21 protein-coding genes are annotated in these 23,921 nt (G+C 70.8%); 17 read left to right on the top strand and 4 right to left on the bottom strand.

Features of this window, described 5'->3' with window-relative positions; translation table 11 throughout:
* Positions 1-132 precede the first annotated feature (132 nt).
* The 5 genes from F4560_RS26855 (at position 133) to rhaS (ending at position 5,889) form a co-directional block, all read left to right on the top strand.
* Entirely contained in the window at positions 133-1,143 is a 1,011-nt protein-coding gene (locus tag F4560_RS26855; RefSeq protein WP_184929419.1) for a LacI family DNA-binding transcriptional regulator, read from the top strand.
* A 160-nt stretch (positions 1,144-1,303) separates the two neighbouring features.
* Entirely contained in the window at positions 1,304-2,812 is a 1,509-nt protein-coding gene (locus tag F4560_RS26850; RefSeq protein WP_184924366.1) for a sugar ABC transporter ATP-binding protein, read from the top strand.
* Entirely contained in the window at positions 2,809-3,819 is a 1,011-nt protein-coding gene (locus tag F4560_RS26845; protein WP_184924364.1) for an ABC transporter permease, read from the top strand. The genes F4560_RS26850 and F4560_RS26845 overlap by 4 nt, the downstream gene beginning before the upstream one ends.
* Positions 3,809-4,792 (top strand): ABC transporter permease, encoded by a 984-nt coding sequence (locus F4560_RS26840; RefSeq protein ID WP_184924361.1) that lies wholly within the window; start codon positions 3,809-3,811, stop codon positions 4,790-4,792. Before F4560_RS26845 ends, F4560_RS26840 begins: the two co-directional genes overlap by 11 nt.
* Before the next feature lie 29 nt (positions 4,793-4,821).
* Positions 4,822-5,889, top strand: a complete 1,068-nt coding sequence (rhaS, locus tag F4560_RS26835; protein WP_184924359.1) for a rhamnose ABC transporter substrate-binding protein — start codon at positions 4,822-4,824, stop codon at positions 5,887-5,889.
* A 51-nt stretch (positions 5,890-5,940) separates the two neighbouring features.
* On the opposite strand, the gene F4560_RS26830 is transcribed toward rhaS, so the two are convergent.
* The gene (locus F4560_RS26830) at positions 5,941-6,240 is read right to left on the bottom strand and encodes an ArsR/SmtB family transcription factor (RefSeq protein ID WP_184924357.1); all 300 of its coding nucleotides are present in this window, start codon (positions 6,238-6,240) and stop codon (positions 5,941-5,943) included.
* Positions 6,241-6,301: 61 nt separating this feature from the next.
* Here F4560_RS26830 and F4560_RS26825 point away from each other — a divergent pair, with 61 nt between their 5' ends.
* A complete protein-coding gene (locus F4560_RS26825; protein ID WP_221484710.1) occupies positions 6,302-7,333 on the top strand; it encodes a flavin-containing monooxygenase in 1,032 nt (343 codons plus the stop codon).
* A 118-nt stretch (positions 7,334-7,451) separates the two neighbouring features.
* On the opposite strand, the gene F4560_RS26820 is transcribed toward F4560_RS26825, so the two are convergent.
* The 3 genes from F4560_RS26820 to F4560_RS26810 form a co-directional block, all read right to left on the bottom strand.
* Entirely contained in the window at positions 7,452-8,078 is a 627-nt protein-coding gene (locus F4560_RS26820) for a DUF2306 domain-containing protein (RefSeq protein WP_184924352.1), read from the bottom strand.
* A 107-nt stretch (positions 8,079-8,185) separates the two neighbouring features.
* Entirely contained in the window at positions 8,186-8,845 is a 660-nt protein-coding gene (locus F4560_RS26815) for a response regulator transcription factor (protein WP_184924349.1), read from the bottom strand.
* Entirely contained in the window at positions 8,842-9,975 is a 1,134-nt protein-coding gene (locus F4560_RS26810) for a sensor histidine kinase (RefSeq protein ID WP_184924347.1), read from the bottom strand. Before F4560_RS26810 ends, F4560_RS26815 begins: the two co-directional genes overlap by 4 nt.
* 276 nt (positions 9,976-10,251) lie before the next feature.
* Here F4560_RS26810 and F4560_RS26805 point away from each other — a divergent pair, with 276 nt between their 5' ends.
* From F4560_RS26805 to F4560_RS26755, 11 genes are all read left to right on the top strand, one after another.
* Entirely contained in the window at positions 10,252-10,599 is a 348-nt protein-coding gene (locus F4560_RS26805) for a YegP family protein (protein WP_184924345.1), read from the top strand.
* Between the two features lie 184 nt (positions 10,600-10,783).
* Positions 10,784-11,794 carry a phosphate ABC transporter permease subunit PstC gene (gene pstC / locus F4560_RS26800; protein ID WP_184924343.1) on the top strand — a complete coding sequence of 337 codons (1,011 nt, stop codon included), beginning with the start codon at positions 10,784-10,786 and terminating at the stop codon, positions 11,792-11,794.
* Between the two features lies 1 nt (position 11,795).
* Entirely contained in the window at positions 11,796-12,854 is a 1,059-nt protein-coding gene (gene pstA, locus F4560_RS26795) for a phosphate ABC transporter permease PstA (RefSeq protein WP_184924341.1), read from the top strand.
* 8 nt (positions 12,855-12,862) lie between these two features.
* Positions 12,863-14,419, top strand: coding sequence for a phosphate ABC transporter substrate-binding protein PstS (gene pstS, locus F4560_RS26790; RefSeq protein WP_184924339.1), 1,557 nt, complete (start codon positions 12,863-12,865; stop codon positions 14,417-14,419).
* Positions 14,416-16,800, top strand: a complete 2,385-nt coding sequence (locus F4560_RS26785; protein ID WP_184924329.1) for a hypothetical protein — start codon at positions 14,416-14,418, stop codon at positions 16,798-16,800. Before pstS ends, F4560_RS26785 begins: the two co-directional genes overlap by 4 nt.
* A gap of 208 nt (positions 16,801-17,008) precedes the next feature.
* Positions 17,009-17,989 (top strand): hypothetical protein, encoded by a 981-nt coding sequence (locus F4560_RS26780; protein WP_312869494.1) that lies wholly within the window; start codon positions 17,009-17,011, stop codon positions 17,987-17,989.
* 38 nt (positions 17,990-18,027) lie between these two features.
* Positions 18,028-19,602, top strand: a complete 1,575-nt coding sequence (locus F4560_RS26775) for an Ig-like domain repeat protein (protein WP_312869493.1) — start codon at positions 18,028-18,030, stop codon at positions 19,600-19,602.
* Positions 19,603-19,659: 57 nt separating this feature from the next.
* Positions 19,660-20,667, top strand: a complete 1,008-nt coding sequence (locus tag F4560_RS26770) for a WxL protein peptidoglycan domain-containing protein (protein WP_184924327.1) — start codon at positions 19,660-19,662, stop codon at positions 20,665-20,667.
* A 7-nt stretch (positions 20,668-20,674) separates the two neighbouring features.
* Entirely contained in the window at positions 20,675-21,364 is a 690-nt protein-coding gene (locus tag F4560_RS26765; protein ID WP_184924325.1) for a hypothetical protein, read from the top strand.
* A 61-nt stretch (positions 21,365-21,425) separates the two neighbouring features.
* The gene (locus F4560_RS26760) at positions 21,426-22,958 is read left to right on the top strand and encodes a hypothetical protein (RefSeq protein ID WP_184924323.1); all 1,533 of its coding nucleotides are present in this window, start codon (positions 21,426-21,428) and stop codon (positions 22,956-22,958) included.
* Positions 22,955-23,920, top strand: a complete 966-nt coding sequence (locus tag F4560_RS26755; protein WP_312869492.1) for a sortase — start codon at positions 22,955-22,957, stop codon at positions 23,918-23,920. The genes F4560_RS26760 and F4560_RS26755 overlap by 4 nt, the downstream gene beginning before the upstream one ends.
* The last annotated feature ends 1 nt before the right edge of the window (position 23,921 follow it).

Genomic DNA, 23,921 nt, shown 5'->3' with positions numbered 1-23,921 from the left:
GTACAGGGCGGATCCGGTACCGGTCGGACTGTCGATCCTGCTGCTAAACTCGCCGCGAAGCCAGTGCTTGGACGTTTCATCCCACGTCCGCGTCGAGCACGGAGGAGGGGTGCCGGAGTGGCCGCGCCGAGCATGAAGGACGTCGCCGCACGCGCCGGGGTGTCCCTGGGGACCGTGTCGAACGTGCTCAACCGGCCGGACATGGTCGCCGAGCGCACCCGCAAGCGCGTGGTGGACGCGATCGCCGAGCTGGGCTTCGTGCGCAACGAGTCGGCCCGGCAGCTCCGCGGCGGCACCAGCCGCACCCTCGCCTACGTGGTCCTCGACGCGCGCAACCCCTTCTTCACCGACGTCGCGGCGGGCGCGCAGCAGGTGGCCGACGCGGCCGGGCTCGCGCTGTTCCTGTGCGACGGCGGCGAGGACCGCGTCCGCCAGGCCATGTACCTCGACCTGCTGGAGCAGCAACGGGTCGAGGGCATCCTGATCACGCCCGTCGACGCGGACGACCCGCGGATCGCCGCGCTGGCCGGCCGGGGCACGCCCGTCGTGGTCGTCGACCGCGGCGCGGGCCCGGACCGCTGCTCGGTGTCGGTGGACGACGTGCTGGGCGGCGACCTCGCCGTGTCCCACCTGCTCGACGCCGGGCACCGCCGGATCGCGTTCGTCGGCGGACCGCGCTCGATCGGCCAGGTCGAGGACCGCATCACGGGCGCGCAGCAGGCCTTGGCCCGCGCCGACGCCGAGCCGCTCACCCTGCTGGAGACGACGCGTCTCGACGTCGCCGAGGGCAGGCGGGCGGGGGAGCGACTGGCCGGGCTGCCAGTGTCCAGGCGTCCGACGGCGGCGTTCTGCGCCAACGACATGCTCGCGCTCGGCCTGCTCCAGCAGGCGGTGCGGCTCGGTCTTCGGGTACCCGAAGACCTCGCGATCGTCGGCTACGACGACATCGAGTTCGCCGCCGCCGCCGCCGTGCCGCTGACGTCGGTCGCCCAGCCCCGCCAACTCCTCGGTCGCACGGCGGCGGAGTTGATGCTGGCCGAGGCGCGGCATTCCGTGGGCCACGTGCACGAGCAGCGGGTGTTCGAGCCGGAGCTGGTCGTGCGGGACTCCACCCGCCTGCGTCCACTCGGTGGGGTCGCGTAACCCCCGTCCGATGTGGACGATGTCGGGCCTTATGCGACAGTCGGGTTGAAACGTGCCGCATACAGGTGGAGTCGCGGCCGAACCGTTGACGCTCCTCCCTGCCAGGCCTAGCCTCCAAGGTCAGCATTGACTTGAAACATTTCAGTCATGGGGGTGCCGAATGGGCGGGGAACGCGCGGCTCCACTGCTGGAGGTGCGGGGTGTCTCCAAGTCGTTCGGCGCTGTGGCGGCCGTCCGCGAGGTGTCGTTCCCGCTGCACGGCGGTGAGGCGCACGCGTTGGTCGGGGAGAACGGCGCGGGCAAGTCGACGATCGTGAAGATGCTGGCCGGTGTGCACGAGCCGGACACGGGCGTGATCGTGCTCGACGGCCGGGAGTTGCGGCTGACCGGGCCCGCGGCGGCTCAGGCGGCCGGGATCGCGGTCATCTACCAGGAGCCGACGCTGTTCCCGGACCTTTCGGTGGCGGAGAACATCTTCATGGGCCGGCAGCCGTTGGGTCGGTTCGGCTGTATCGACCGGGCGGCGATGAAGGCGGACGCGGTGCGGCTGTTCGACCGGCTCGGTGTGCGCATCGACCCGGACCGTCCCGCGCGTGGTCTGTCCATCGCGGACCAGCAGTTGATCGAGATCGCCAAGGCGTTGTCGCTGGATGCGCGCGTGCTGGTGATGGACGAACCGACCGCCGCGTTGTCCGGGGTGGAGGTGGAGCGGCTGTTCGCGGTGGCCCGTGCCCTGTGTGAGCAGGGTGCGGCCGTGCTGTTCATCTCCCACCGCTTCGACGAGGTGTTCTCGTTGTGCCAACGGCTCACGGTGATGCGGGACGGCACGTGGGTGTCGACCGACCCGGTCGCCGACCTGACCGTCGACCAGGTGGTGCGGCGGATGGTCGGGCGTGACGTGTCCACGTTGTTCCCCAAGGAGGATGTCGAGCCTGGTGACGTGGTGCTGGAGGTCCACGGGTTGACCCGGCACGGGGTGTTCTCCGACATCGGGTTCTCGGTGCGGGCGGGCGAGATCGTCGCGTTGGCAGGTTTGGTCGGCGCCGGACGCAGTGAAGTGGTGCGGGCGGTGTTCGGGATCGACCGCTACGACGAGGGCGAGGCGCGGGTGGCCGGGAAACGGCTTCCGGTCGGCTCACCGGCCGCGGCGGTGGCGTCCGGGATCGCGCTGGTGCCGGAGGACCGTCGCCAGCAGGGGCTGGTCATGGAGCTGTCGATCGAGCGCAATGCGACGCTAACCCGACTGAAGCCGTTGTCCCGCTTGGGTTTGCTCGGCGGCGGGCGCGAACGCCGTTCGGCGCGGGAGTGGACGAAGAGGTTGCAGGTCAAGTACGGGCGGCTGTCGGACGCGGTCGGCACACTGTCCGGTGGCAACCAGCAGAAGGTCGTGCTGGCCAAGTGGCTGGCCACCGATCCCAAGGTGCTGATCGTGGACGAGCCGACGCGGGGCATCGACGTGGGCACGAAGGCCGAGGTGCACCGGTTGCTGTCCAGGTTGGCCGCCGACGGGGTCGCGGTGCTGATGGTGTCGTCCGAGCTGCCCGAAGTGCTCGGGATGGCCGACCGGGTGCTGGTCATGCACGAAGGACGGATCACCGCGTCGTTGACCCGTGACGAGGCGACGGAGGAGTCGGTCATGTTCGCCGCCACGGGCCGGGTGTCGGCGTGAGCGCCCGGGAGAACGGGTCGCGGTTCGTCCACAAACTGTGGCTGGCACGTGAGTTCGGCATCGTGGTCGCGCTGGGGCTGCTGGTGCTTGTGACCACTGTGGACAGTCCTAACTTCCTGTCCCCGCAGAGCCTGCGGGACTTGATGCTCGGCGCGGCGATCCTGGTGGTCCTCGCGGTCGGGCAGACGGTGGTGATCATCTCCCGCAACATCGACCTGTCGGTCGGCGCGGTGCTGGGGCTGGTCGCGTTCGCCACCGGCAAGCTGCTCAGCTCCGCGCCGGGAACGCCGACCGTGGTGGCCGTCCTGGTGGGTGTCGGCTTGGGCGCGGTGTGCGGTGTGGTCAACGGCGTGCTGGTGGCCGCCGCACGGGTGCCCGCGTTGGTGATCACGCTCGGCACGCTCTACGCGTTCCGCGGCATCGACCACTCGTGGGCGCGTGGCGAGCAGATCAACGCCTCGGACATGCCGCGCTCGTTCCTCGGCCTGGGCACGTGGACCGTGCTCGGTGTCCCGGTGCTGGCGCTCATCGCGCTGGCCGTGATGCTGGCGGTCGGGTTCTACCTGCGCAATTACCGCAGCGGCCGTGAGCTGTACGCGATCGGTTCCGAGCCGGCCGCCGCGCGCCTGTCCGGCATCCCGGTGGGGCGGCGGGTGTTCACCTCGTTCGTCGTCTGCGGCGCGCTGGCGGGGCTGGCCGGTGTCCTGTACGCGGCACGTTTCGGCACGATCGACGCCACCGTGGGCACCGGGATCGAACTCCAGGTCGTGGCGGCGGCCGTGGTCGGGGGCGTGGCGATCTTCGGTGGCAGCGGCAGCGTGTACGGGGCCGCGCTCGGCGCGTTGCTGTTGACCACGATCGGCAGCTCGCTGGCGGTGCTGCGGATCAACCCGTTCTGGCAGCAGGCCGTCGTCGGCGGTCTGATCCTCGCCGCCATCGGTCTGGACCGGCTGCTGGCCGTCCGTGCGGCGAACCGCTTGCGAGGGAGGTCGTCCCATGGCGCGTGACGTCGTGCGTTCCACGCTGGCCCGCTGGGACACCGTGCTCCTGGTGGTGCTCGCCGCCGTCGTGGTCGTCGCCGGGGTGCTGGTCGAGGGCTTCGCCAGTGGCCGGAACTTCCAGTTCCTGCTGCTGGACGTGGTCGCGATCGCGTTGATCGCCCTGCCGTTGACGCTGATCGTCATCACCGGGGAGATCGACCTGTCGGTGGCCAGCACGCTCGGCCTGTGCAGCGCGGTGATGGGGCAGCTGTGGGTGGCGGGCCTGTCGCTGGAGCTGGTCGTGGTCCTGGTGGTGGGTCTCGGCGCGGTGCTGGGCGCGGTGAACGCGGTGTTCGTGACGCGGTTCGCGCTGCCGTCGCTGGCGGTCACGATCGGCACCCTGGCGGCGTACCGCGGTCTGGCGTTCGTGGTGCTGGGCGACCAGGCCGTGGCCGACTTCCCGTTCAGCTGGACGACCGCGGCGAGCAGCACCGTCGGCGGCGGGTCCGTGCCGTGGGCGGCGGTCGTGACGCTGGTGCTGGCGGTCGTGTTCGGCGTGGTGCTGCACGCGACCCCGTTCGGCCGGTCCCTGTACGCGATGGGCAACAACGCCGAGGCGGCGACGTTCTCCGGTATCCGGGTCGCGCGGGCGAAGTTCTGGCTGTTCGTCGTGTCCGGCGCGGTGTCGGGTCTGGCGGGCGTGTACTGGACGCTGCGGTTCGCCAGCGCGCGGGCCGACAACGCCGCCGGTCTGGAGCTCGCGGTCGTCGCCGCCGTGCTGCTGGGCGGTGTCTCGATCTTCGGCGGTCGCGGCACCCTGCTCGGGGTGCTGGCCGGCGTGCTGCTGCTCGGCGCCGTTCGCAACGCCCTCCAACTCGCCGACGTCGCCGCGGACACGCTCAACGTCGTCACCGGCGGGCTGCTCATCGCCTCGGTCGTGGTGCCCAACGTGGTCGGCATGGCGCGGACCCGGTGGCGACGACGACAACGCACCGCCTGACGTTTGTCCCTGCCGAGAGAGGAAGCTCCATGTCACAGCACCAACGCACCGTGCGCGTCGGCCTGATCGCGGTTCTGGCGTTGCTCGTCACCGCGTGCGGTGGCACCACCCGCGGCTCCGACGACAGCCCCACGGCCAACCAGGCCACCGGCCAGGCCAACCCCGACGCGGCGCTGGTCGAGGGGCTCGACGTGGCGTTCCTGCCGAAGCAGGTCAACAACCCGTACTTCACCGTGGCCGACGGGGGTGGCAAGACCGCGACCGAGGAGTTCAAGGGCAAGTACAAGGAGGTCGGGCCCTCCGAGGCCAGCGCGTCGTCGCAGGTCAGCTACATCAACACGTTGTCGCAGCAGCAGACCGACGTGATCGTGACGTCCGCGAACGACCCGAACGCGATCTGCGGCGCGCTCAACAGCGCACGGCAGGCGGGCGCCAAGGTCGTCACGTTCGACTCGGACACCAAGCCGGAGTGCCGGGACGTGTTCGTGAACCAGGTGACGGCCGAGGGCATCGCGGAGAACCAGGTCAAGCTGATCTCGGAGCAGATCGGCGGCGAGGGCAAGATCGCGGTCCTGTCCGCGACGCCCAACGCGACGAACCAGAACGCGTGGATCGAGCTGATGCGTGGAGAGCTGAAGAAGCCCGAGTACGCCAAGATCGAGCTCGTCACGGTCGCCTACGGCAACGACGAGGACCAGAAGTCGTTCCAGGAGACCCAGGGCCTGCTGCGCTCGTACCCGGACTTGAAGGGCATCGTCTCGCCCACCACGGTCGGCGTCGCGGCTGCGGCGCGTTACCTGTCGGGTTCGGAGTACAAGGGCAAGGTGGCGCTGACCGGGCTCGGCACGCCGAACCAGATGCGTGAGTTCGTCAAGGACGGCACGGTGAAGTCGTTCGCGCTGTGGAGCCCGGCCGACCTCGGCTACCTGGCGGCGTACGCGGGCGCGGCGCTGGCGTCCGGCCAGATCACGGGCGCGTCGGGCGAGAAGTTCAAGGCGGGCAAGCTCGGCGAGTACACCATCGGCGCCGACGGCATCGTCGTGCTCGGGCCGCCCACCGTGTTCGACCAGGGCAACATCGACAAGTTCGACTTCTGATCCTGTGGGCTTGATTTACGTGAGGGCGCGCGGACTGTTTCGCGCGCCCGTTCACTCTGTCGGTGGGCAGCAGACGGCCAGGTAGCCCTGGAGTTCGGTGAGCGCCGCGGCGATCCCGGCTGGGTTGGCGCGGTAGTAGACGGTCTTGCCGTCACGGCGGGCGGTGAGCAGGCCGCCTTCGCGGAGCATGGCCAGGTGCTCGGACGCGGTGGACTGCGCGATGCCGGCCCGTTCGGCGACCTGGCCGACGGTCAGCTCGGCGTTGCCGCTGAACGCCTCCATCAGCTGCTGCCTGGTCTCGCCGGCCAGCGCTTTGAGGAAGCGGCGTGAGTGCTCGCCCAGTTCCGCCATGGGACCAGCATCCCAGATCTATCGTCATTACGGGAAAAGCCGATACTATCGACTCATGTCGATGGAAGAGTGGATCGTGATCGGCGGTGGCCAGTCGGGTCTGGCCGCCGCGCACGCGGTGAAGGCGGTGGGTGGTCGGCCGGTGGTGCTGGAGGCGGGCGAACGTCCGACCGGGTCGTGGGCGGGTTACTACGACAGCCTCACGTTGTTCTCCCCGGCCAGGTACTGCTCGCTGCCGGGGTTGGCGTTCGGCGGTGACCCGGACCGGTACCCGACGCGGGACGAGGTGGTGGACTACCTGGCCGGGTACGCGGACCACCTCGACGTCGACATCCGCACTGGTCACCGGGTGGAGAAGGTCGTGGCCGCCGACGGTGGGTTCGAGGCGACGCTGGCCGACCGGACGCTGACGGCGCGTCGGGTGATCGCGGCCACCGGCGGCTTCGGCGCTCCCTACCGTCCCGCGCTGCCCGGACTGGACACGTTCACCGGCTCGGTGGTGCACGCGGCCGAGTACCGCGATCCGGTTCCGTACCGGGACAAGCGGATCGTGGTGGTGGGCGCGGGCAACTCCGCGGTGCAGATCGCGGTCGAGTTGGCGCGAGTGGCCAGGGTGACGTTGGCGAGTCGGAAGCCGGTCCGTTTCGCGTCGCAACGGCCGGCGGGCCGTGACCTGCACTGGTGGTTGAAGGTCACCGGCGTGGACGCCGCGCCGATCGGCCGGTGGCTCCCCGAGCAGTTCTCCACACCGGTGCTGGACACCGGCGTCTACCGGTCCGCGTTCGAATCGGGCCACCCCGACCGCAGGGCCATGTTCACCAACCTGGACGCCACGACCGTGACCTGGTCGGATGGCACCCGGGAACCCTTGGACGCGATCATCCTCGCCACCGGCTACCGGCCGGGTCTCTCGTACCTGGAGTCGACGGCCGCACTGGACCCCGACGGCTATCCACAACACCGTGCGGGCATCTCGACAACCCACCGGGGTCTGGGCTATGTGGGTCTGGAGTGGCAGCGCACCTTGTCGTCGGCCACTTTGCGCGGCGTCGGCCGTGACGCCAGGTACGTCGTCCGCCGCCTGCGCGGCTGAGCCGGCTGTTGGCATGATGATCGACCGTGGAGGTCCGTGAGGAGCCCTGGACGGCCGTTGTCCGACAAGCAGTTGAGGTCATTCGGACGCCGGCCACCGTCAACGACGCAGCCGACCGTCAACGTCGGCGGATGACGCGTTCGGCCACGGCGAGGTTCAGTGTCCAGGCCGCCGCCATCAGCAGGGCGTTGGCGAACTCGTCCGGCGGGCCGACGGCGAGCATCCAGGTGCCGATGATCACGGCCTGCGAACCCGCCCCCAGAGCGATCGCGTAGGCACGGATCATCCACGCGCGGTGGGTGGTGAAGGAGCGTTTGCGGATTGCGATCAGGCCGAGGATCAGGGCGACGAACATGAACGTGCCGAACCCGACGCGGATGACGGTGAGGAGGTCGCCCACCGCCGGGCCGTGAGGGTAGAACAACGTCATCCAGAGGCCGGACGCCGCCGCGACCAGCCCACAGGGGACGAGGAACCGACCCGCCAGGCGGTGCCACCCGGACCGGCGACCGCGCAGGCCGGGGACGAACTGGAACGCGCCCACGACGCAGTACACGGTCACGGAAACGATGTGCAGCAAGACCGGCACGGGTGAGGCGAAGAACCGGGCGTTGTCCGGCGTGACCTCCGCCCCCGCGACCAGCTGGACCGTCCGAAACATGCCTGCCACGACCGGGATCGCGCTTAGCAGGATCAGCGCGGCGGGTATGCGCCACTGCGGCTTGACCTGGGTTCTCGTTGTCATGGCCTTGATCGTGCCGACCGGACGGGCCTGGATCATCGGGCGTTGGGCCGGGGTTCCGGTGGCCGATGGTGCGACCGCGGCGTCGTACTGGCGTCGTACTTTCGGCGTTACCTGGACCGCACGCGATTGGTCTCGTAGGCCCACATCGCGATCTCGACGCGGTTCCGCGCGCCCAGCTTGGTCATCAGGCTGGCGATGTGGGACTTGACCGTGCTGAGCGTGATGTGGAATTCGCCGGCGATCTCGTTGTTGGTCCGCCCGCTCGCCACCGCGACGAGGATCTGCTCCTCCCGGCCGGTCAGGGGATCGATCGGCTGGGGCGGTGGCGTCGCGGGCTCGTTCTCGGCGAACGCCGCCAGCAACCGGGCGGTGATGCTCGGCGCGATCAACGCGTCCCCGGCCGCTGCCGCGTGAACCGCACGCGTGAGCATGTCCGCTCCCGCGTTCTTGAGCAGGAAACCGCGTGCGCCCGCACGCAACGCGGCGTAGACGTACTCGTCCAGGTCGAACGTCGTGATGACGACGACCGCGAGCGGCTGGTCGACGGTCGGTCCGGCGAGGCGGCGGGTGGCTTCGATGCCGTCGAGCACCGGCATCCGGATGTCGAAGAGGCACACGTCAGGGCGCAGCCGGCGGGCCAGGTCGACGGCCTCGCGCCCGTCCGCCGCCTCACCCACGACGTCGATGCCCGGCTGGGCGTTGAGGATCATGGCGAGCCCGGTCCGGACGATCTCCTGGTCGTCGGCGACCAGCACCCGGATGCTCACCGGGACGACCTCGGCAGCACGGCCGTCACGGTCCAGCCCCGGTCGGCGTTCGGTCCGGCCGCGCAGGTGCCGCCGAGCAGGTTCGCGCGCTCGCTCATGCCGATGAGCCCGTAGCCCGGCGCACCGGACGCACGCGGCTCGCCGTCGTCACTCACCCGCAGCCGCACCTCGGTGTCGTCGGCCACCACGCGCACGTCGATGCGGGTCGCGTGCCGGGCGTGCCGCCGCGCGTTGGTGACCGCCTCCTGCGCCAACCGGTAGACGGCCGCGGCGACCGGTGACGGCAGGTCGTCCAGCTCGCCGTCCACCTCCACCGCGACGGCCGGCCCGCCGCGCGACAACGACACAAGCCGCCCGAGGTCCGCGACGCCGGGGTTGGGTGCCAGGTCCACCGGGTCCACCGGGCCTTCGGTGCGCAGGATGCGGACGATGCTCCGCATCTCGTCCAGCGCCCGGCCGGCCTCGGCGTCGATCACGCGCAGCGCGTCCACCGCGGCCGACGGGTCGGTGCTGGCGGTCGCGATCCCGGCCTGTGCCCGGATGGCCATCGCGGTGATGTGGTGGGCGACGGTGTCGTGCAGGTCGCGCGCCAGCCGTTCCCGCTCCACCAGCTTCACCTGGTCCAGCTCGCGCGCACGAGCCCGGGACCGGTAGCGCACGGCGGCGCCCAACGTCATCGCGGAGAACAGCACGATGACCCCGGCGAGCGCGTCCGATGGGAGCAGGTGGCCCAAGGCCGCGGACAACCCCACCTTGCCCAGCATGATCGCCGCCCCGAGCACCATCTCCCGCCCGGAACCCCAGCGGAACAACGCGAACGGCAACAGCAGCAGGTAGACCATCACGTCCTGGTCGGGGAACTCACGCCCCATCACGACCGAGCACACCGCGACGCCACCGAACGCGACCGCCACCGCCGCCAACGGCCTGGACCGGCGCCACAACAGCGTCGACATGAGACCGATGTCCACGACGACGGAGAACACCCGGTCGGAGAGGTCGGCCCGGAGCACCCCCTCGGCCACGGCAAGCGGCACCAGCACGGCCACCAGCGCCCAGTCCCACCACGCCCGGGGCGACGGAGGGACCGGCCGGGGCTCCCGCCACACCGAGCGAAGCAGTTCGCGCACCGGGCCATGGTACGAGCCGGCGAACCGCTCCGTATCGGCCGAAAGTGCTACCACCGACGGCTTCGTCCATTTTCGGAGTCGTCCGATTATTGTCCGTGACGGACTACGCGAGTATTCGTGACGGACCAATTTCCGTCCGTGACGGCCGGGTGGTTGGCCGTTCGCCGTGAGGATGACCGTCACCTGCCGGACGCCGGTTGTTGACCCCGCGTCAACCCGTGAAACCGAGCATTCGACATGGCGTCGGGGGCGCACGAATGAGTGGGGGAAAACCCGATGGCCGCTGCCCGTTTCCAGCTCTACAGACCCGCCGACTCCGGTGTCACGTGGCGCTTCCTGTCGGCCAACAACCGTAGTCTCGGTCAGTCCGCGATCGTCTTCCCGACCGTCGAAGCCTGCGTCCATTCGGTCGATGAGCTGCGTGAACGCCTGATCGACAGCACCACGACGATGTCCCGTGACGCGAAGTTGTGGTCCTGGCGGCTGCGGCTGGAGGGGTGCGTCCTCGCCGTGTCCAGCCGCAGTTATCACCGGCGGATCCAGGCCCAGTACGCGTGCCGCAGTTTTCTCGAACTCGTGGAGCTCGCGCCGACCGTCGGCCGTGCGCCGGTGGAGCAATTCTGATGCGGGAATCCGGGTATTCACCGCGCTGCCGATCGGCGTATCGGACCCCAATCCCTTTCCCGCGTTCGTCCGTTGTTCACGGCCGCATCCGGACCGCGAAAACTCGGCGGGTTCTGCTTGCGCCGAACCAGCGCAGCACGACGAAGCCACCGACCCCGGCCCGCCGACTCGGGAGTTCCCGAAGATGACCGTGACCCTCAGTCCACCGCCCACGGAACGCGCCGACGGCCCACGTCGCCGCGTGGGGCCTTCCGGCGGGATCGACCGCGTGTTCCGGTCGGTCCTGCGGGTGGCGGGGCTCGCGGTGCTGGTGGTGATGGCCACTGTCGGACTCTTCCTCGCCACCCGCGGCGCGGACGCGATCTCCGAGGCCGGCTTCGACTTCTTCACCACCCAGACGTGGGAGCCGGACTCGCTGGACTTCGGCATCGCGGCGGTGCTGGTCGGCACGGTGCTGATCGCGTCCGTGGCGCTGGTGATCGCGTTCCCGCTGGCGCTGGGCGTGGCGCTCTACATCTCCGAGTACGCCCCGCCGCGGATCAGGCAGGCACTGACGAGCCTGGTCGACCTGATGGCCGCGGTGCCCAGCGTCGTCTACGGGCTGTTCGGCTCGACGTTCCTCCAGTGGCAGGGCGTGGACGTGCCGCGGTGGCTGTCGATCCAGTTCGGCTGGATCCCGTTCCTGGACGTCGAGGGCGCCGACCCGGACAACCCCCTGTCCACCGACTCGGCCTACGTCACCTCGACGTTCTGGGCCGGGCTGGTCGTCGGGTTCATGGTGATGCCGTTCATCTGCTCGGTGATGCGCGAGTCGTTCACCCAGGCGCCGCAAGGGGAACGCGAGGGCGCGTACGCGCTCGGCGCCACCCGGTGGGGCGTCATCCGCAGCGTGGTGCTGCCGTTCGGGCGCAGCGGCATGATCGGCGGCACGATGCTCGGCCTCGGCCGGGCGCTCGGCGAGACCATCGCGGTGGCCATGATCATCGCGCCGGTCTTCGCCATCCAGACCCAGATCCTGGGCAGCGGCGGCAACTCCGTGTCCGCCCTCATCGCGCAGCAGTGGGGCGCGGCGAGCCCGTTCGGCCTGTCCGCGCTGATGGCGGCCGGTCTGGCGTTGTTCGTGCTCACGCTGGTGGTCAACTTCGTGGCCTCCGCCGTCATCGCGCGCAGCCGGTCCGGCCAGGGGAGTGACTGACATGACGACACCGGAAGTGCGCCGGGTGACGGGCGCCGCGCGGCGGTCGGACCTCGGGGCGGCACTGGGCGCGGCGGCGGCCGCGATCGCGTCGACGGGCCTGCTGTTCGACCAGATCGCGCCGTTCAGCGGTGCGATGGCGTTCATCGCGATCGCCTACGCCCTGTTCCTCGGCCTGTACGCGCTGCTGATCTCGCTGCACGACGACGCGCTGGCCGTGCGCGACCGGCTCGCTTCCGCGGTCGTGCACAGCTTCGCGCTGGTGGCGCTCGGCGCGCTGGTGTTCATCGTGGCCTACCCGATCGTCATGGGCGCGGAAGCGTTGGCGCACCTCAACTTCTTCACCGACGACATGGCGCACGCGGGCACGCTGGACCCGTTGGAGCTCGGCGGGGTGATGCACGCCGCCGTCGGCACGCTGATGCAGATCACCATCGCCCTGGTCATCACCGTCCCCTTGGGACTGGCCTGTGCCGTGTTCCTCAACGAGACCTGGGGTTTCTTCACCCGGGTGGTGCGCACGGTGGTGGAGGCGATGACCGCCCTGCCGTCCATCGTGGCTGGTCTGTTCGTCTACGCGGCGCTGATCCTCGGGCTGGGCTTCGAGCGCTCCGGCTTCGCCGCGGGCTGCGCGATCAGCGTGATGATGCTGCCGATCATGATCCGTGCGGCGGACGTGGTGCTCCGGATGGTGCCCAGCTCGCTGAAGGAAGCCTCGCTGGCACTGGGCGCCGGTCAACTGCGCACGGTGTGGCACGTGGTGCTGCCGACGGCGCGGTCCGGCCTGACCACGAGCGTGCTGCTGGCCACCGCACGCGGTGTCGGTGAGACGTCGCCGGTGCTGATCACGGCCGGCTTCACCCCGTTCCTGAACTGGAACCCGTTCGTCGACTCCCAGGTGTCGCTGCCGCTGGCGACCTTCCAGATGGTCACGTCGTCGGAGGAAACGATGAAGCAACGCGGTTTCGGCGCCGCCGCAGTGCTGATGGGCCTGGTGCTGGTCCTGTTCGTGCTCGCCCGAGTGGTCGGTGGCCGCGGCCGGGGCGGGCGGTCGAAGTGAGGAGAGAGATGATCACCCGGCCCTTGAGCCTGCTGGCCGTCGTCGGCCTGGTGCTGACCGTCGCCGCACCGGCCGCGTCGGCGCAGAGCTACACGCCGATCAGCGGCAGCGGCTCCACGTGGAGCAGCAACGCGATCGACCAGTGGCGCACGAACGTCGCGCAGTACGGGATGCGGATCAGCTTCACCGGCAGCGGGTCCAGCACCGGCCGCAACCAGTTCAAGGCCGGCCAGGTCGACTTCGCGGTGTCGGAGATCCCGTACGGCCTGACCGACGGCGGTGTGCGTGACGTGCCGCCGGCGGAGGGCACGTACGCCTACATGCCGATCGTCGCGGGCGGCACGTCGCTGATGTACAACCTGAAGATCGGCGGCAAGCGGGTCACCAACCTGCGGTTGTCCGGCGAGGTCGTCACCAAGATCTTCACCGGCGTGATCACCACGTGGGCGGACCCGGCGATCGCCCGGGACAACCCCGGGCTGAAGCTGCCGGACCGCAAGGTCGTGCCGGTGGTGCGGTCGGACGGCTCGGGCAGCACCGCGCAGTTCACCTCCTGGATGGCCAGCCAGCACCCGGGGCTGTGGGACGACTTCTGCCGACGGGCCAAGCGCGCCACGCCGTGCGGGTTCACGTCCAACTACCCCAAGATCCCGCCGATGGTGGGCCAGGACCTGTCCATCGGCGTCGCCAACTACGTGCGGCAGGAGGGCACCGAGGGCTCGATCACCTACGTCGAGTACTCCTACGCCCGCGCCGCGGCGTTCCCGGTGGTGAAGCTGCTCAACGCCAAGGGGTACTACGTCGAGCCGAAGTCGTCGGCGGTCGCGGTCGCGCTGCTCGCGGCGAAGGTGAACGAGACCGACCTGACCCAGGACCTCAGCCAGGTCTACGGCAACCAGGACGCGCGCAGCTACCCGATGGCCAGCTACAGCTACATGGTCCTGCCCACCAAGGAGACGGCGAAGTTCACCAAGGACAAGGGCCGGACCCTGTCCGACTTCGCCTACTACTTCCTGTGCGAGGGGCAGCAGCAGGCCGACCTGCTCGGGTACTCGCCGCTGCCGATCAACCTGGTCCGGGCCGGGATGGACCAGGTCGCCAAGATCCCCGGCACGACCAGGCAGAACAAGGACATCAGCAAGTGCAACAACCCGACCTTCTCGGCGGACGGGACGAACACCCTCGCGGTGACCGCGCCGCAGCCGAAGGACTGCGACAAGCAGGGGCCGATCCAGTGCGAGGACGGCACCGGCGGCGCGAAGGAGGCCACCCGGACCGGCGGCGGTGAGGCGGCGGCGGCGGAACAGGAAGAGGCCGCCGTGGTCGAGGAGCAGGCGGCGGCCGGGGAAGAGGCGGCCGTGGTCGAGGACGTGGCGGCCGGGGAGAGCACCGCCAAGGTCGCACGGCGTGCCCGCGAAGAGGCCTACGCGACCCCGGTCTCGGTGGATCTGCGTGAGGACAACACGGCATTGCTGGTCGCGGTGGCGGGTGTGCTGCTCGTCGCGCTCGTGGTGGGACCGCCGCTGGTGGCCCGGCGGCTGCGCGGACGGGGAGAGGGCAGATGAAGCTCATCCGGTTGACGCTGGCGGCACTCCTCGTGACCGCCGGGATCGCCCTGGTGCCGGCGGCTCCGGTCGGCGCCCAACCCTCGACGTCCCAACCCTCGACGTCCGAAGTCACGGTGCCCGGCCGGGACAAGTTCCCGGACCTGCGCGTCACGGTGTCGCACACGCGGGACCTGATCAACCAGACCGTGCGGGTCAGCTGGACCGGCGGCCGGGAGACCGGTCCGGTCGGCCGGTTCGCCACCGACTACCTCCAGATCATGCAGTGCTGGGGTGACGACCCGAAGGGCCCGACCCGCGAGCAGTGCCAGTTCGGCGGGTTGGAGGGGCAGGCCGGTCTGGGCCTGGGCAACTTCACCAAGAGCAGGCAGATCGCCTACAGCGACCCGAAGGACCCGGCCGAGACCACACCGGTTCCCGCGAACGGCGCCGCCTACGCCGAGTTCCACTCCGTGAAGGGCCAGAAGACCACGTCGTTCGGCACGTTCTTCGACGCGGGCACCACCAACGAGGTGCCGTTCGCCAAGACCCGCGCCGACGGCACGGGTGAAGTCGACTTCGAGGTGCAGACCGCGCTGGAGGCGTTCGGCCTCGGCTGCGGCGAGGTCCGCGCGTCCGGCCCGGACCAGGGCAAGCCGCGGCACTGCTGGCTGGTCGTCGTGCCGCGCGGTGACACCGAGGTCAACGGCAGGAAGCCCGGTGTCGACCACACCAGCAACAACCTGGACTCCTCGCCGCTGAGCCGGACCAACTGGGAGCAGGCCGTTCCGATCAAGCTGGACTTCCGGCCGGTGGGGGTGGCCTGTCCGATCGGCGCGGCCGAGCGGACGCTCGCCGGGCACGAGTTCGTCGCCGACGCGGTCGGCCGCTGGCAGCCCGCGCTGTGCGCGAACGGCGGCACGGTGTTCGGCTTCACCAGGGTGCCCGACCGGATCAGCCGCGAACGGCTCGCGTCGGCGGCGCCGGGGATGGTGTTCATGACCGAGCCCCAGCCGGGCACGCCGGAACGCCCGGTGGTGCACGCGCCCGTCGCGGTGTCCGGGCTGGCGATCGCGTTCGTCATGGAACGGCAGTCGCGCGGGCCGGCGGTGGAGACGGACCCGGCGGTGTGGCAGCGCGACGGGCAGCTGATCACCGAGTTGAAGCTGACGCCGAGGCTCGTCGCCAAGCTGCTCACCCAGTCGTACCGGGACGCGGTGCCGGGCAAGCAGCCGTACCTGGCGAAGAACCACCGGCGGCTCAACGAGGACCCGGAGTTCCTCGACCTGAACCCGGACTTCAAGACCTACGGCGCGTTGATGAACACGCTGGACGTCCTCGTGCCGTCGGTCGACCTGGACATGACCGCGACCCTGTGGACCTGGATCGACGCCGACCCGGACGCCCGCGCGTTCCTGAACGGGACGCCGGACCCGGCGGGCATGGTGGTCAACCAGAACTACCGGGGGCTGTCGCTGCCGGTGCAGAACTTCCCCAAGCAGGACCTCAGCTGCCAGGAACTGCCGTTCCCGCTGGGGCCGGACTGCGCGTTGACGGCCCGGCCGCTGGCCGCCGACATGCACGAGGGCGGCCGGGCGATCAGCCGCGGCGACACGCTGGGCCGCTCGCCGACCGGCCTGCCGGACCCGGCCGACCCGACCAAGCCGGGCTACGGCAAGGTGCCGCGCCAGCCCGCGGGTGAACGCAGCCTGCTGGCGTTGGTGGACACGGCGACAGCCGCCCGTTACGGCCTGCACACCGCCAAGCTGCGCAACAGCGCCGGCAACTTCGTGGCGCCGGACGACGCGGGCCTGCGTGCGGCGGTCGGCCAGTTGCGCGCCACCGACGTGCCGGGCGTCGGCCGGGCGAACCCGACCACGAAGGCGGCCGACGCCTACCCGCTGCCCGCCGTCACCTACGCGGCGGCCGTTCCGTCGGCGATGACCGCGGCGGCGGGCGCGGAGTACGCGAAGTTCCTGCGGTTCGCGGCGGGATCGGGCCAGACCCGCGGTGAGGGCGAGGGCCAGTTGCCGCTGGGCTACCTGCCGCTGCCGGACGTGCTGCGCAAGCCGGCCATCGACGCGGCAGGTGTGATCGAGCGTGACGCGGGCAAGGCGATCGTGTCGCCGACGCAGGAGGAAGCAGCCGCCGCACCGGTGACGACCCGTCCGCGTGCCACGACCCGCACGGCCGCGCCCGCCGCTCCTGCCGCGCCCGCTCCGCCGCCGGTCGCGGCGGCCGAACCGCCGCCGTCGGCCACACCGGTCGCGCAGATCGAGAACACGCCCGCCGGCCCGGTCGGCTGGTGGCTGCGGAACCTGCTCGCGGGCCTGCTCGTCGTCGGCGGCCTGGCCACCGGCGCGGGGCCGCTGTTGCAGCGGTTCGGCCGGGGCGGGTCGTGACGTGACGTCCACGAAGAAGGGCTGTCCGTGAAGAAAGGCGTACAGCCCAGAAGAGGGAGGTGAGGCCGAGACTGCCCGGCCGTGCCGGAGTTGGCGCTCCGACACGAACCGGACAGACCACGAAAACGAACACCGGTGCGCGTGACCGCGCCGGACAGCGAGTGGACACGAAGTCCGCTCGACCTCTGCGCAGAAAAGGATAACCGCAGTGAGCAAGCGCATGCTCGGCGCGGCGGCTGCCGCCGTCGCCGCCGTCGCCCTCGTGGCGTCCCCGGCCCAGGCCGACCCGGTCGGCACGCCCACCTACCGCGACATCGTCGTCGTCGGCTCGGACACCACCCAGACGGTGATGAACGGCCTGTCCGACGCGGTCCTCGTCGGCGGCGTGAAGGTCATGGGCTCCTACGACGCCCGCGGCTCGGACAACATCACCACCAAGGCCGCCGGCTGCACCATCCCGCGGCCGGGTTCGTCCGGCGCCGGCGTGACCGCGCTGGTGACGTCCGTCGAGGCGGGCAACAACTGCGTGCAGGTCGCGCGCTCGTCGTCGGACAACCGCGCGAACTACGCGGGCAAGAACCTGACCTACATCCCGTTCGCCGTCGACGCCATGACCTACGCGGTCCGCAGCGACAGCACGGTCAGCAAGAAGCTGACCACGGCGCAGCTCAAGTCGATCTTCAACTGCACCGCGCCGGGCGTCGGCACCAACTTCAAGCCGCTGCTGCCGCAGTTCGGCTCGGGCAGCCGCGACTTCTTCCTGAAGCAGCTCGGTCTGCCGAACACGGCCGCCTTCACCACGACGTACCCGTGCGTGGTCGACACGGACGTCAACGGGCAGCCGATCCAGGAGCACGTCGGCACCTACCTGACCGACACCAAGCACATCCTGCCGTACTCGATCGCCGTGTACGCCTCGCAGATCTACGGCGCGGCCCCCGCCGCGCAGGGCAAGGCCGTGCTGGCCACGTTCAACGGCGTCTCGCCGACGATCCTCAACACGGCGTCGACCTTCAAGCGCGACGTCTACAACGTGGTGCCCACGCCGAAGCTCACGGACCCGACCTACGACCAGGTCTTCACCGGCGCGGACTCGGTGATCTGCACCAAGACCGACGTGATCACGCAGTACGGCTTCGGCATCAGCCCGAACTGCGGCAACACCCAGCTCGTCACCCCCGCGTCCTAGTCCGACCCGGCGCAACCACACTTTCTGGAAGGTCAACAGTGCGCGGAACCACCGTCATCCGTCGCCTCGCAGGCGGCGCCATCGCGCTCGCGGCCCTCGCCGCGGCCACCCTGGGCACGGCCGGCGTCGCCATGGCCGCCCCGCCCGCGGGCAACCTGGGCACGCTCACCGTCAGCAAGCAGACCGGCGTCAACGTCGAGGCGCCGTCCTACACCACGTCGGCCGGCTGCACCGCCGACTCGGACGGCTACAACCTGTTCGTCTACGGTCCGGGCGGCTTCGAGAACGGCCTCATCGGCACCACGCCGACCGACGTCGGCTTCTCGACCTCCGGCCCGATCACGGTGTTGCAGGGTCTGTCCTTCAAGGACATCGCGGTCGACAACAGCACCACGATCGTGCCCGGCACGTACACCGTCGCGGTGAACTGCGTGGACCTGTTCACGGGCGAGACCAAGGGCACGTTCACCCGTGAGCTGTACTTCACCAGCGCCACGGCCTGGTCCGCCACGGACCCGAACGCCCCGGTGACCACCAGCACCGCGCTGGCCGTGTCCCCGAACGCCCCCGTCATTGCGGGCACGCCCGTGACGCTGACCGCCACCGTGACCCCGGCCTCGGCCGCCGGCACCGTGCAGTTCAAGGACGGCGCGGCCAACCTCGGCGCGGCCGTCGCGGTGAACAACGGCGTCGCCACGCTGACCACCTCGGACCTCGCGGCGGGCGCCCGCTCGCTGACCGCGGTGTTCACCGGCGCCGCCGCCAACATCTCCACGTCCACGTCGGCGGCGGTGTCCTACCAGGTCAACGCCCCGGTCGCGACGCCGACCACGACCGCCCTCGCGGTCACCCCGAGCGGCACGGCGGCGCAGTACTCCTCCGTGACGCTCAGCGCCACCGTGGCCCCGGCCACCGCGGCGGGCACCGTGCAGTTCCTCGACGGCGCCGGCAACCTGGGCAACCCGGTGGCGGTCTCCGGCGGCAACGCCACCCTGACCACCGCCACGCTGGCCGTGGGCGCGCACAGCTTCACCGCGCGCTTCGTGCCGGCCAACGCCGGCGCGTTCGAGACCTCCGTCTCGGCCGGTGTGACGCTGGACATCACGCCGTTCGCGGGCGTCTCGGCCTCCGAGACCATCACCACCGAGGTGCTGGCCGGTGAGCTGCTGATCAGCGTGGCGAACCAGAACGTGGTGCTGCCCTCGCCGGTCATGTCCGCCGACGGCTCGCTGCTGACCACTGCCGGCGCGCTCAACCCGATCACGGTCACCGACACCCGCGCGGGCAACCCGGGCTGGAACGTCTCCGGCCAGGTGACGGACTTCGCCGGCGGCGCCAACAGCATCAACGGCGCAAACCTCGGCTGGTCGCCGAAGATCGTGGACAAGTCGCCGGTGCAGAACATCACCGCCGGCCCCGTGGTCGAGCCGGCCGACGCCGTCGTCCCGGGTGCGGGTGCGGGCCTCGGCCTGTCCACCGCGCGCACCCTGGCCACGGCCGCCGCGCTCGGCGGCAACGGCACCGCGAACCTCGGCGCCGACCTGGCGCTGAAGGTGCCGACGTCGACGCTCGCGGGCACCTACACCGCGACGCTCACCCTCACCGCCATCTGATCGACGGGGCGGGCCGGTTACCCACGGCCCGCCCCACCCTCCACTAAGGACTTTGCCATGACGCGGACCTGGTGTCGTGTCGCGCTTTCCGGCCTGTTCGCCCTTGTGCTCTCGGCGTTGGCCCTCGTGGTTTCGGCCGCGCCGCAGGCTGTGGCCGCTCCGGCGACGTTCGGCGTGCGGCCCGCCACCGCGCAGGCGCCGGACAACCGCAGCGCGTTCACGTACAGCGCCACGCCGGGAGCCGTGGTGCGCGATCACGTCGCGGTGTCGAACGTGGCCACCGAGCCGGTGACGCTGCGCGTGTACGCCAGTGACGCTTTCAACACGCCGGACGGCGGTTTCGACCTCCTCGCCGCCGGACGTGAGCCGGTCGACGTGGGCAAGTGGTCCGTGCTGGAGCGCGGCGAGGTGCAGATCCCGGCCCGCTCCACGGCGATCGTGCCGTTCACGCTGACCATCCCCGGCAACGCCACGCCCGGCGACCACACCGGCGGCATCGTCGCGTCGCTGACCACCGAGGCCGCGGGGGCCGACGGCCAGCGCGTCGCCGTGGAGCAGCGCGTGGGCGCCCGGATCTACCTGCGCGTGTCCGGCGACCTCCGGCCCGAGCTGATCGTGGAAGACCTGACCGCGGACTACGCGGGTGCGTTGTTCGGGCGCGGTGACACGACCGTCACCTACGTCGTCCGCAACACCGGCAACGTGCGGCTGGGCGGCAAGCAGAAGGTGCGCGTCGAGACACCCTGGGCCGCCGGGGTCGATGCTCCCGGCTTGGCGGACTTGCCGGAGTTGTTGCCGGGTAACACCTTCCGCGTCACCGCGACCGTTCCGGGACTGTTGCCCGCCGGCTGGCTGGACGCGTTGGTGCAGGTCGAGCCGGTCGCGCCGCCGGGCACCGAGCCGCCCGCCGCCGTCGCCGCGAGCGTGACGGTCGCCGCCGTGCCGTGGCTGCTGGTGATCGTGCTGCTGCTGGTGCTCGCGTACGTGGTGTTCCGACGCGTCCGCCGGTCCCGTGGCCGGGTGCGTTCCGAACCGCTGCCGGAGGTCGAACATGTTTCCGCGTAAGACTTTCATGCTTCTCGCATCGCTGTTCCTGTTCATGCCCGGGACCGCGCACGCCGCGCCGATTGGCGGCCTGGTCGTGACGCCGGGGGAGAGCCGTGACGCGGCGCCGGTCCGGCTGGCCACGTCGGCGGGCTGTCCCGCCGAGGCGACGGGGTACGCGGCGACGATGCACGGTGGCGGGCTGCCGGCCGAGGGGCTGGTGATCGTGGCCAACGGCGATGTCGGGTTGACGCACGACCGGCCGTTCGAGGTGCCGGTGGCGTTGACGTTCCAGGACTTGGCCGCGGACCACAACGTCACGTTCAGCGGGCCGTACGAGCTGCGGCTGCACTGCATCGACGCGTTCACGCAGGAGGTGTACGGCGAGTTCACCGGGACGGTGGACTTCGTCGAGCCGGCCCGGTACGTGGCCGTGGGGGCGGCGAAGGGGCCGCAGCAGCCGACCGCGCCACTGATCGTGCCCGCTCCCATGCCGGAGCCTGATGCCGCGCCGTCATCGGACGTGCCCGGCCAACCGGGCCAACCGGGCCAACCCACAGACCAGCCCGCCACCGACGCTGCCGCTGAGGCCGCCGCCGAGGCCGCGCCCACCGGTTCCGGTGGCGGGCAACCCTTTTTGCACGTCGCCATCGGCGTCGTCGGCGCGCTCGCGCTGGTCGGGGCGTGGTCCTACCTCAACCGTCGCCGAACCCGCTGACCACCGAACCCGCTGACCACCGCACCGCCTGACCTACCCACATACAACGGAGGAACTGCTCATGCGCAAGCGCCAACTGGTGGCGGCAGCCGCGGCCGTGCTGGCCGCGGTCAGCGCCGTGGTGATCGTCACCGCGGCGACCGGACAGGCCGAGCCGCCGATCGCGACGCTGGGCAGCCTCGGCGTCGACCCGGAGACCGGCCGCGACATCTCCGCGCCGCTGTACACCACGTCCGCCGGCTGCCCGACCGACTCGGACGGGTACAACCTGTTCGTCTACGGTCCCGGCGGCTTCGAGAACGGCCTCATCGGGACCACGCCGACCGACGTCGGATTCTCCACCGCAGCCGGGTTCCCGGTGCTGCAAGGCCTGTCGTTCAAGGACATCGCGGTCGACAACAGCACCGCCGTCGCGCCGGGTGAGTACACCGTCGTGGTGAATTGCGTGGACATGTTCACCACCGAGAGCAAGGGCACGTTCACCCGCAAGCTGTACTTCACCGACTCCACGCACTACCGGTCCACCGACCCGAACGCGACCACCACCACCACCACAACCACGACCACCACGACGACGGACCCGACCACCACCACGACCGAACCCACCACTACGACCACTGATCCCACGACCACCACGACGGATCCGGTCACGACGACCACGGACCCGACGACGACCACGACCGAGCCGACGACCACCACGACGGAGTCGACCACCACGACGACCGAGCCGACCACGACCACGACCACGACGGAGTCCACCACCACGGACCCGACGACGACCACGACCGCCGACCCCACCACGACCACCACGGTCGACCCCACCACGACCACGACGGTCGAGCCCACGACCACCACGACCACCACGACGACGTCCGTTGAGCCGACGACCACCACGACGACGGTCGAGCCGACGACCACGACCACGGCGCCCGGGAACCAGTTCACGCTCACCGTCGACCCGACCTCCGGCTCCGACGAGAGCGCCCCGACCTACACCACGTCGACGGGCTGCGGCGACAACGGGTCCACCGAGGTCCAGATGATGATCGTCGGTCCGGGTGTGTTCGCCGATGGCCAGACCGCCCTGCCGCCGACCGACCTGAACTTCTCCGCGTCCGAGCCCATCGCCTTGTTGCAGTACCTGACGTTCAAGGACATCGCGAAGGACGCCGAGGGCGAGGTCCTGGCGGGCGACTACCGCGTCGAGGCGCACTGCGTGGACGCGTTCCAGCAGAAGCTGCGGTCCTTCGTCACCGGCCTCCGGTTCACCAGCCCGACCGCGTGGGAAGTGATCGGCGGCGTCATCCCGACCACGACCACCACGGCCTCCACCACCGACAGCTCCACCACGACGACGGACCCGATCACCACGACGGACACCACCACCGACACCACCACCGGCACGACGACCGACACGACGACCGACACGACGACCGACACCACCACCCCGGTCGCCGGCGGGCAGAACCCGCAGAACCCCGGTCTGGCGAGCACGGGCGCGTCGACCGGCCTCCCGTTGTTCCTGGGCGGTCTGCTGGTGCTGTTCGGCGGTCTGGCGCTGTTCGTGGCGCGCAAGCGGCGGGTTCGGCGGTGACCGCCCCACCGGCGCCTCCGGCGTCCCCTCAGGCGCACACGGAGTCCGCACCGGAGGCGTCGGTGGCGCAGGTAGTGCAGGCAGTGCCGGAGGCGCCGGTGGTGCAGGTGGCGCCCGCACGGTCGGTGCTGCGTCCCGCGGGCCAGATGCTGGCGATCTTCGGCGCGCTGCTGCTGTGCTTCGTGTTCCAGTTCGCCGTGATCGGCGCGCTCAAGCACAACCGCGACCAAGCCCGCGCCTACGACGAGCTGCGCGGCCTCCTGGCCAACGCCACCGCTCCCGTGGCGGCGGTGGACGACGGCGGCCGGCTGGTCCCGACCGGCACGCCCATCGCGATCCTGGAGATCCCGCGACTCGGCGTGCGCGAGGTGGTGGGGGAGGGCACGTCGTCGGGCGCGCTGAGATCAGGTCCCGGCCACCTGCGCGACTCGCCGATGCCGGGCCAGGCGGGCGCGTCGGTGATCCTCGGCCGGCGTGCGGGCTACGGCGGGCCGTTCGCGCGCGTCGACCGCTTGGTGCCCGGTGACCGGATCACCGTCACGACCGGCCAGGGCGAGCACCTTTACCAGGTGCAGGGTGTGCGCCGGGCGGGCGACCCGCAACGCCACACCCCCGCCGCCGGCAAGGGCGGGCTGACCCTCGTCACCGCCGACGGTCCGTTCTTCCTGCCATCCGACGTCCTGCGCGTGGACGCGAAGTTGACGTCCGACGTGCGGCCGACGTCGGGTGTGCTGCCCGAGTTCGCGGTGCCGGACCAGGAGCGGGTCATGGCCGGCGACGCGGGCGCGCTGGTGCCGGTGGCGCTGTGGGCGCTGATCCTCGCCGTGGCCGCGTTCGGCGTGGTGTACCTGCACCAGCGGATCGGCCGCTGGCACGCGTGGGTGACCGGCGTGCCGCTGCTGGGAGCGCTCGGCGTGACTCTCGCCGACCAGACCGCCGCCCTGCTGCCCAACCTGATCTGAT

It is taken from the genome of Saccharothrix ecbatanensis (genome assembly GCF_014205015.1).
GTDB classification, from domain to species: domain Bacteria; phylum Actinomycetota; class Actinomycetes; order Mycobacteriales; family Pseudonocardiaceae; genus Actinosynnema; species Actinosynnema ecbatanense.
The sequence above is the reverse complement of the archived record's forward strand: the minus strand, read 5'-3'. Positions and strand labels throughout refer to the sequence as shown.

What these genes read in the sequence shown, in the direction of transcription:
- F4560_RS26855 (WP_184929419.1), top strand. Translation starts at nt 133, where the DNA reads ATGAAGGACGTCGCCGCACGCGCCGGGGTGTCCCTGGGGACCGTGTCG.
- F4560_RS26850 (WP_184924366.1), top strand. Translation starts at nt 1,304, where the DNA reads ATGGGCGGGGAACGCGCGGCTCCACTGCTGGAGGTGCGGGGTGTCTCC.
- F4560_RS26840 (WP_184924361.1), top strand. Translation starts at nt 3,809, where the DNA reads ATGGCGCGTGACGTCGTGCGTTCCACGCTGGCCCGCTGGGACACCGTG.
- rhaS (WP_184924359.1), top strand. Translation starts at nt 4,822, where the DNA reads ATGTCACAGCACCAACGCACCGTGCGCGTCGGCCTGATCGCGGTTCTG.
- F4560_RS26830 (WP_184924357.1), bottom strand. Translation starts at nt 6,240, where the DNA reads ATGGCGGAACTGGGCGAGCACTCACGCCGCTTCCTCAAAGCGCTGGCC.
- F4560_RS26825 (WP_221484710.1), top strand. Translation starts at nt 6,302, where the DNA reads ATGGAAGAGTGGATCGTGATCGGCGGTGGCCAGTCGGGTCTGGCCGCC.
- F4560_RS26820 (WP_184924352.1), bottom strand. Translation starts at nt 8,078, where the DNA reads ATGACAACGAGAACCCAGGTCAAGCCGCAGTGGCGCATACCCGCCGCG.
- F4560_RS26805 (WP_184924345.1), top strand. Translation starts at nt 10,252, where the DNA reads ATGGCCGCTGCCCGTTTCCAGCTCTACAGACCCGCCGACTCCGGTGTC.
- pstC (WP_184924343.1), top strand. Translation starts at nt 10,784, where the DNA reads ATGACCGTGACCCTCAGTCCACCGCCCACGGAACGCGCCGACGGCCCA.
- pstA (WP_184924341.1), top strand. Translation starts at nt 11,796, where the DNA reads ATGACGACACCGGAAGTGCGCCGGGTGACGGGCGCCGCGCGGCGGTCG.
- pstS (WP_184924339.1), top strand. Translation starts at nt 12,863, where the DNA reads ATGATCACCCGGCCCTTGAGCCTGCTGGCCGTCGTCGGCCTGGTGCTG.
- F4560_RS26785 (WP_184924329.1), top strand. Translation starts at nt 14,416, where the DNA reads ATGAAGCTCATCCGGTTGACGCTGGCGGCACTCCTCGTGACCGCCGGG.
- F4560_RS26770 (WP_184924327.1), top strand. Translation starts at nt 19,660, where the DNA reads ATGACGCGGACCTGGTGTCGTGTCGCGCTTTCCGGCCTGTTCGCCCTT.
- F4560_RS26765 (WP_184924325.1), top strand. Translation starts at nt 20,675, where the DNA reads ATGCTTCTCGCATCGCTGTTCCTGTTCATGCCCGGGACCGCGCACGCC.
- F4560_RS26760 (WP_184924323.1), top strand. Translation starts at nt 21,426, where the DNA reads ATGCGCAAGCGCCAACTGGTGGCGGCAGCCGCGGCCGTGCTGGCCGCG.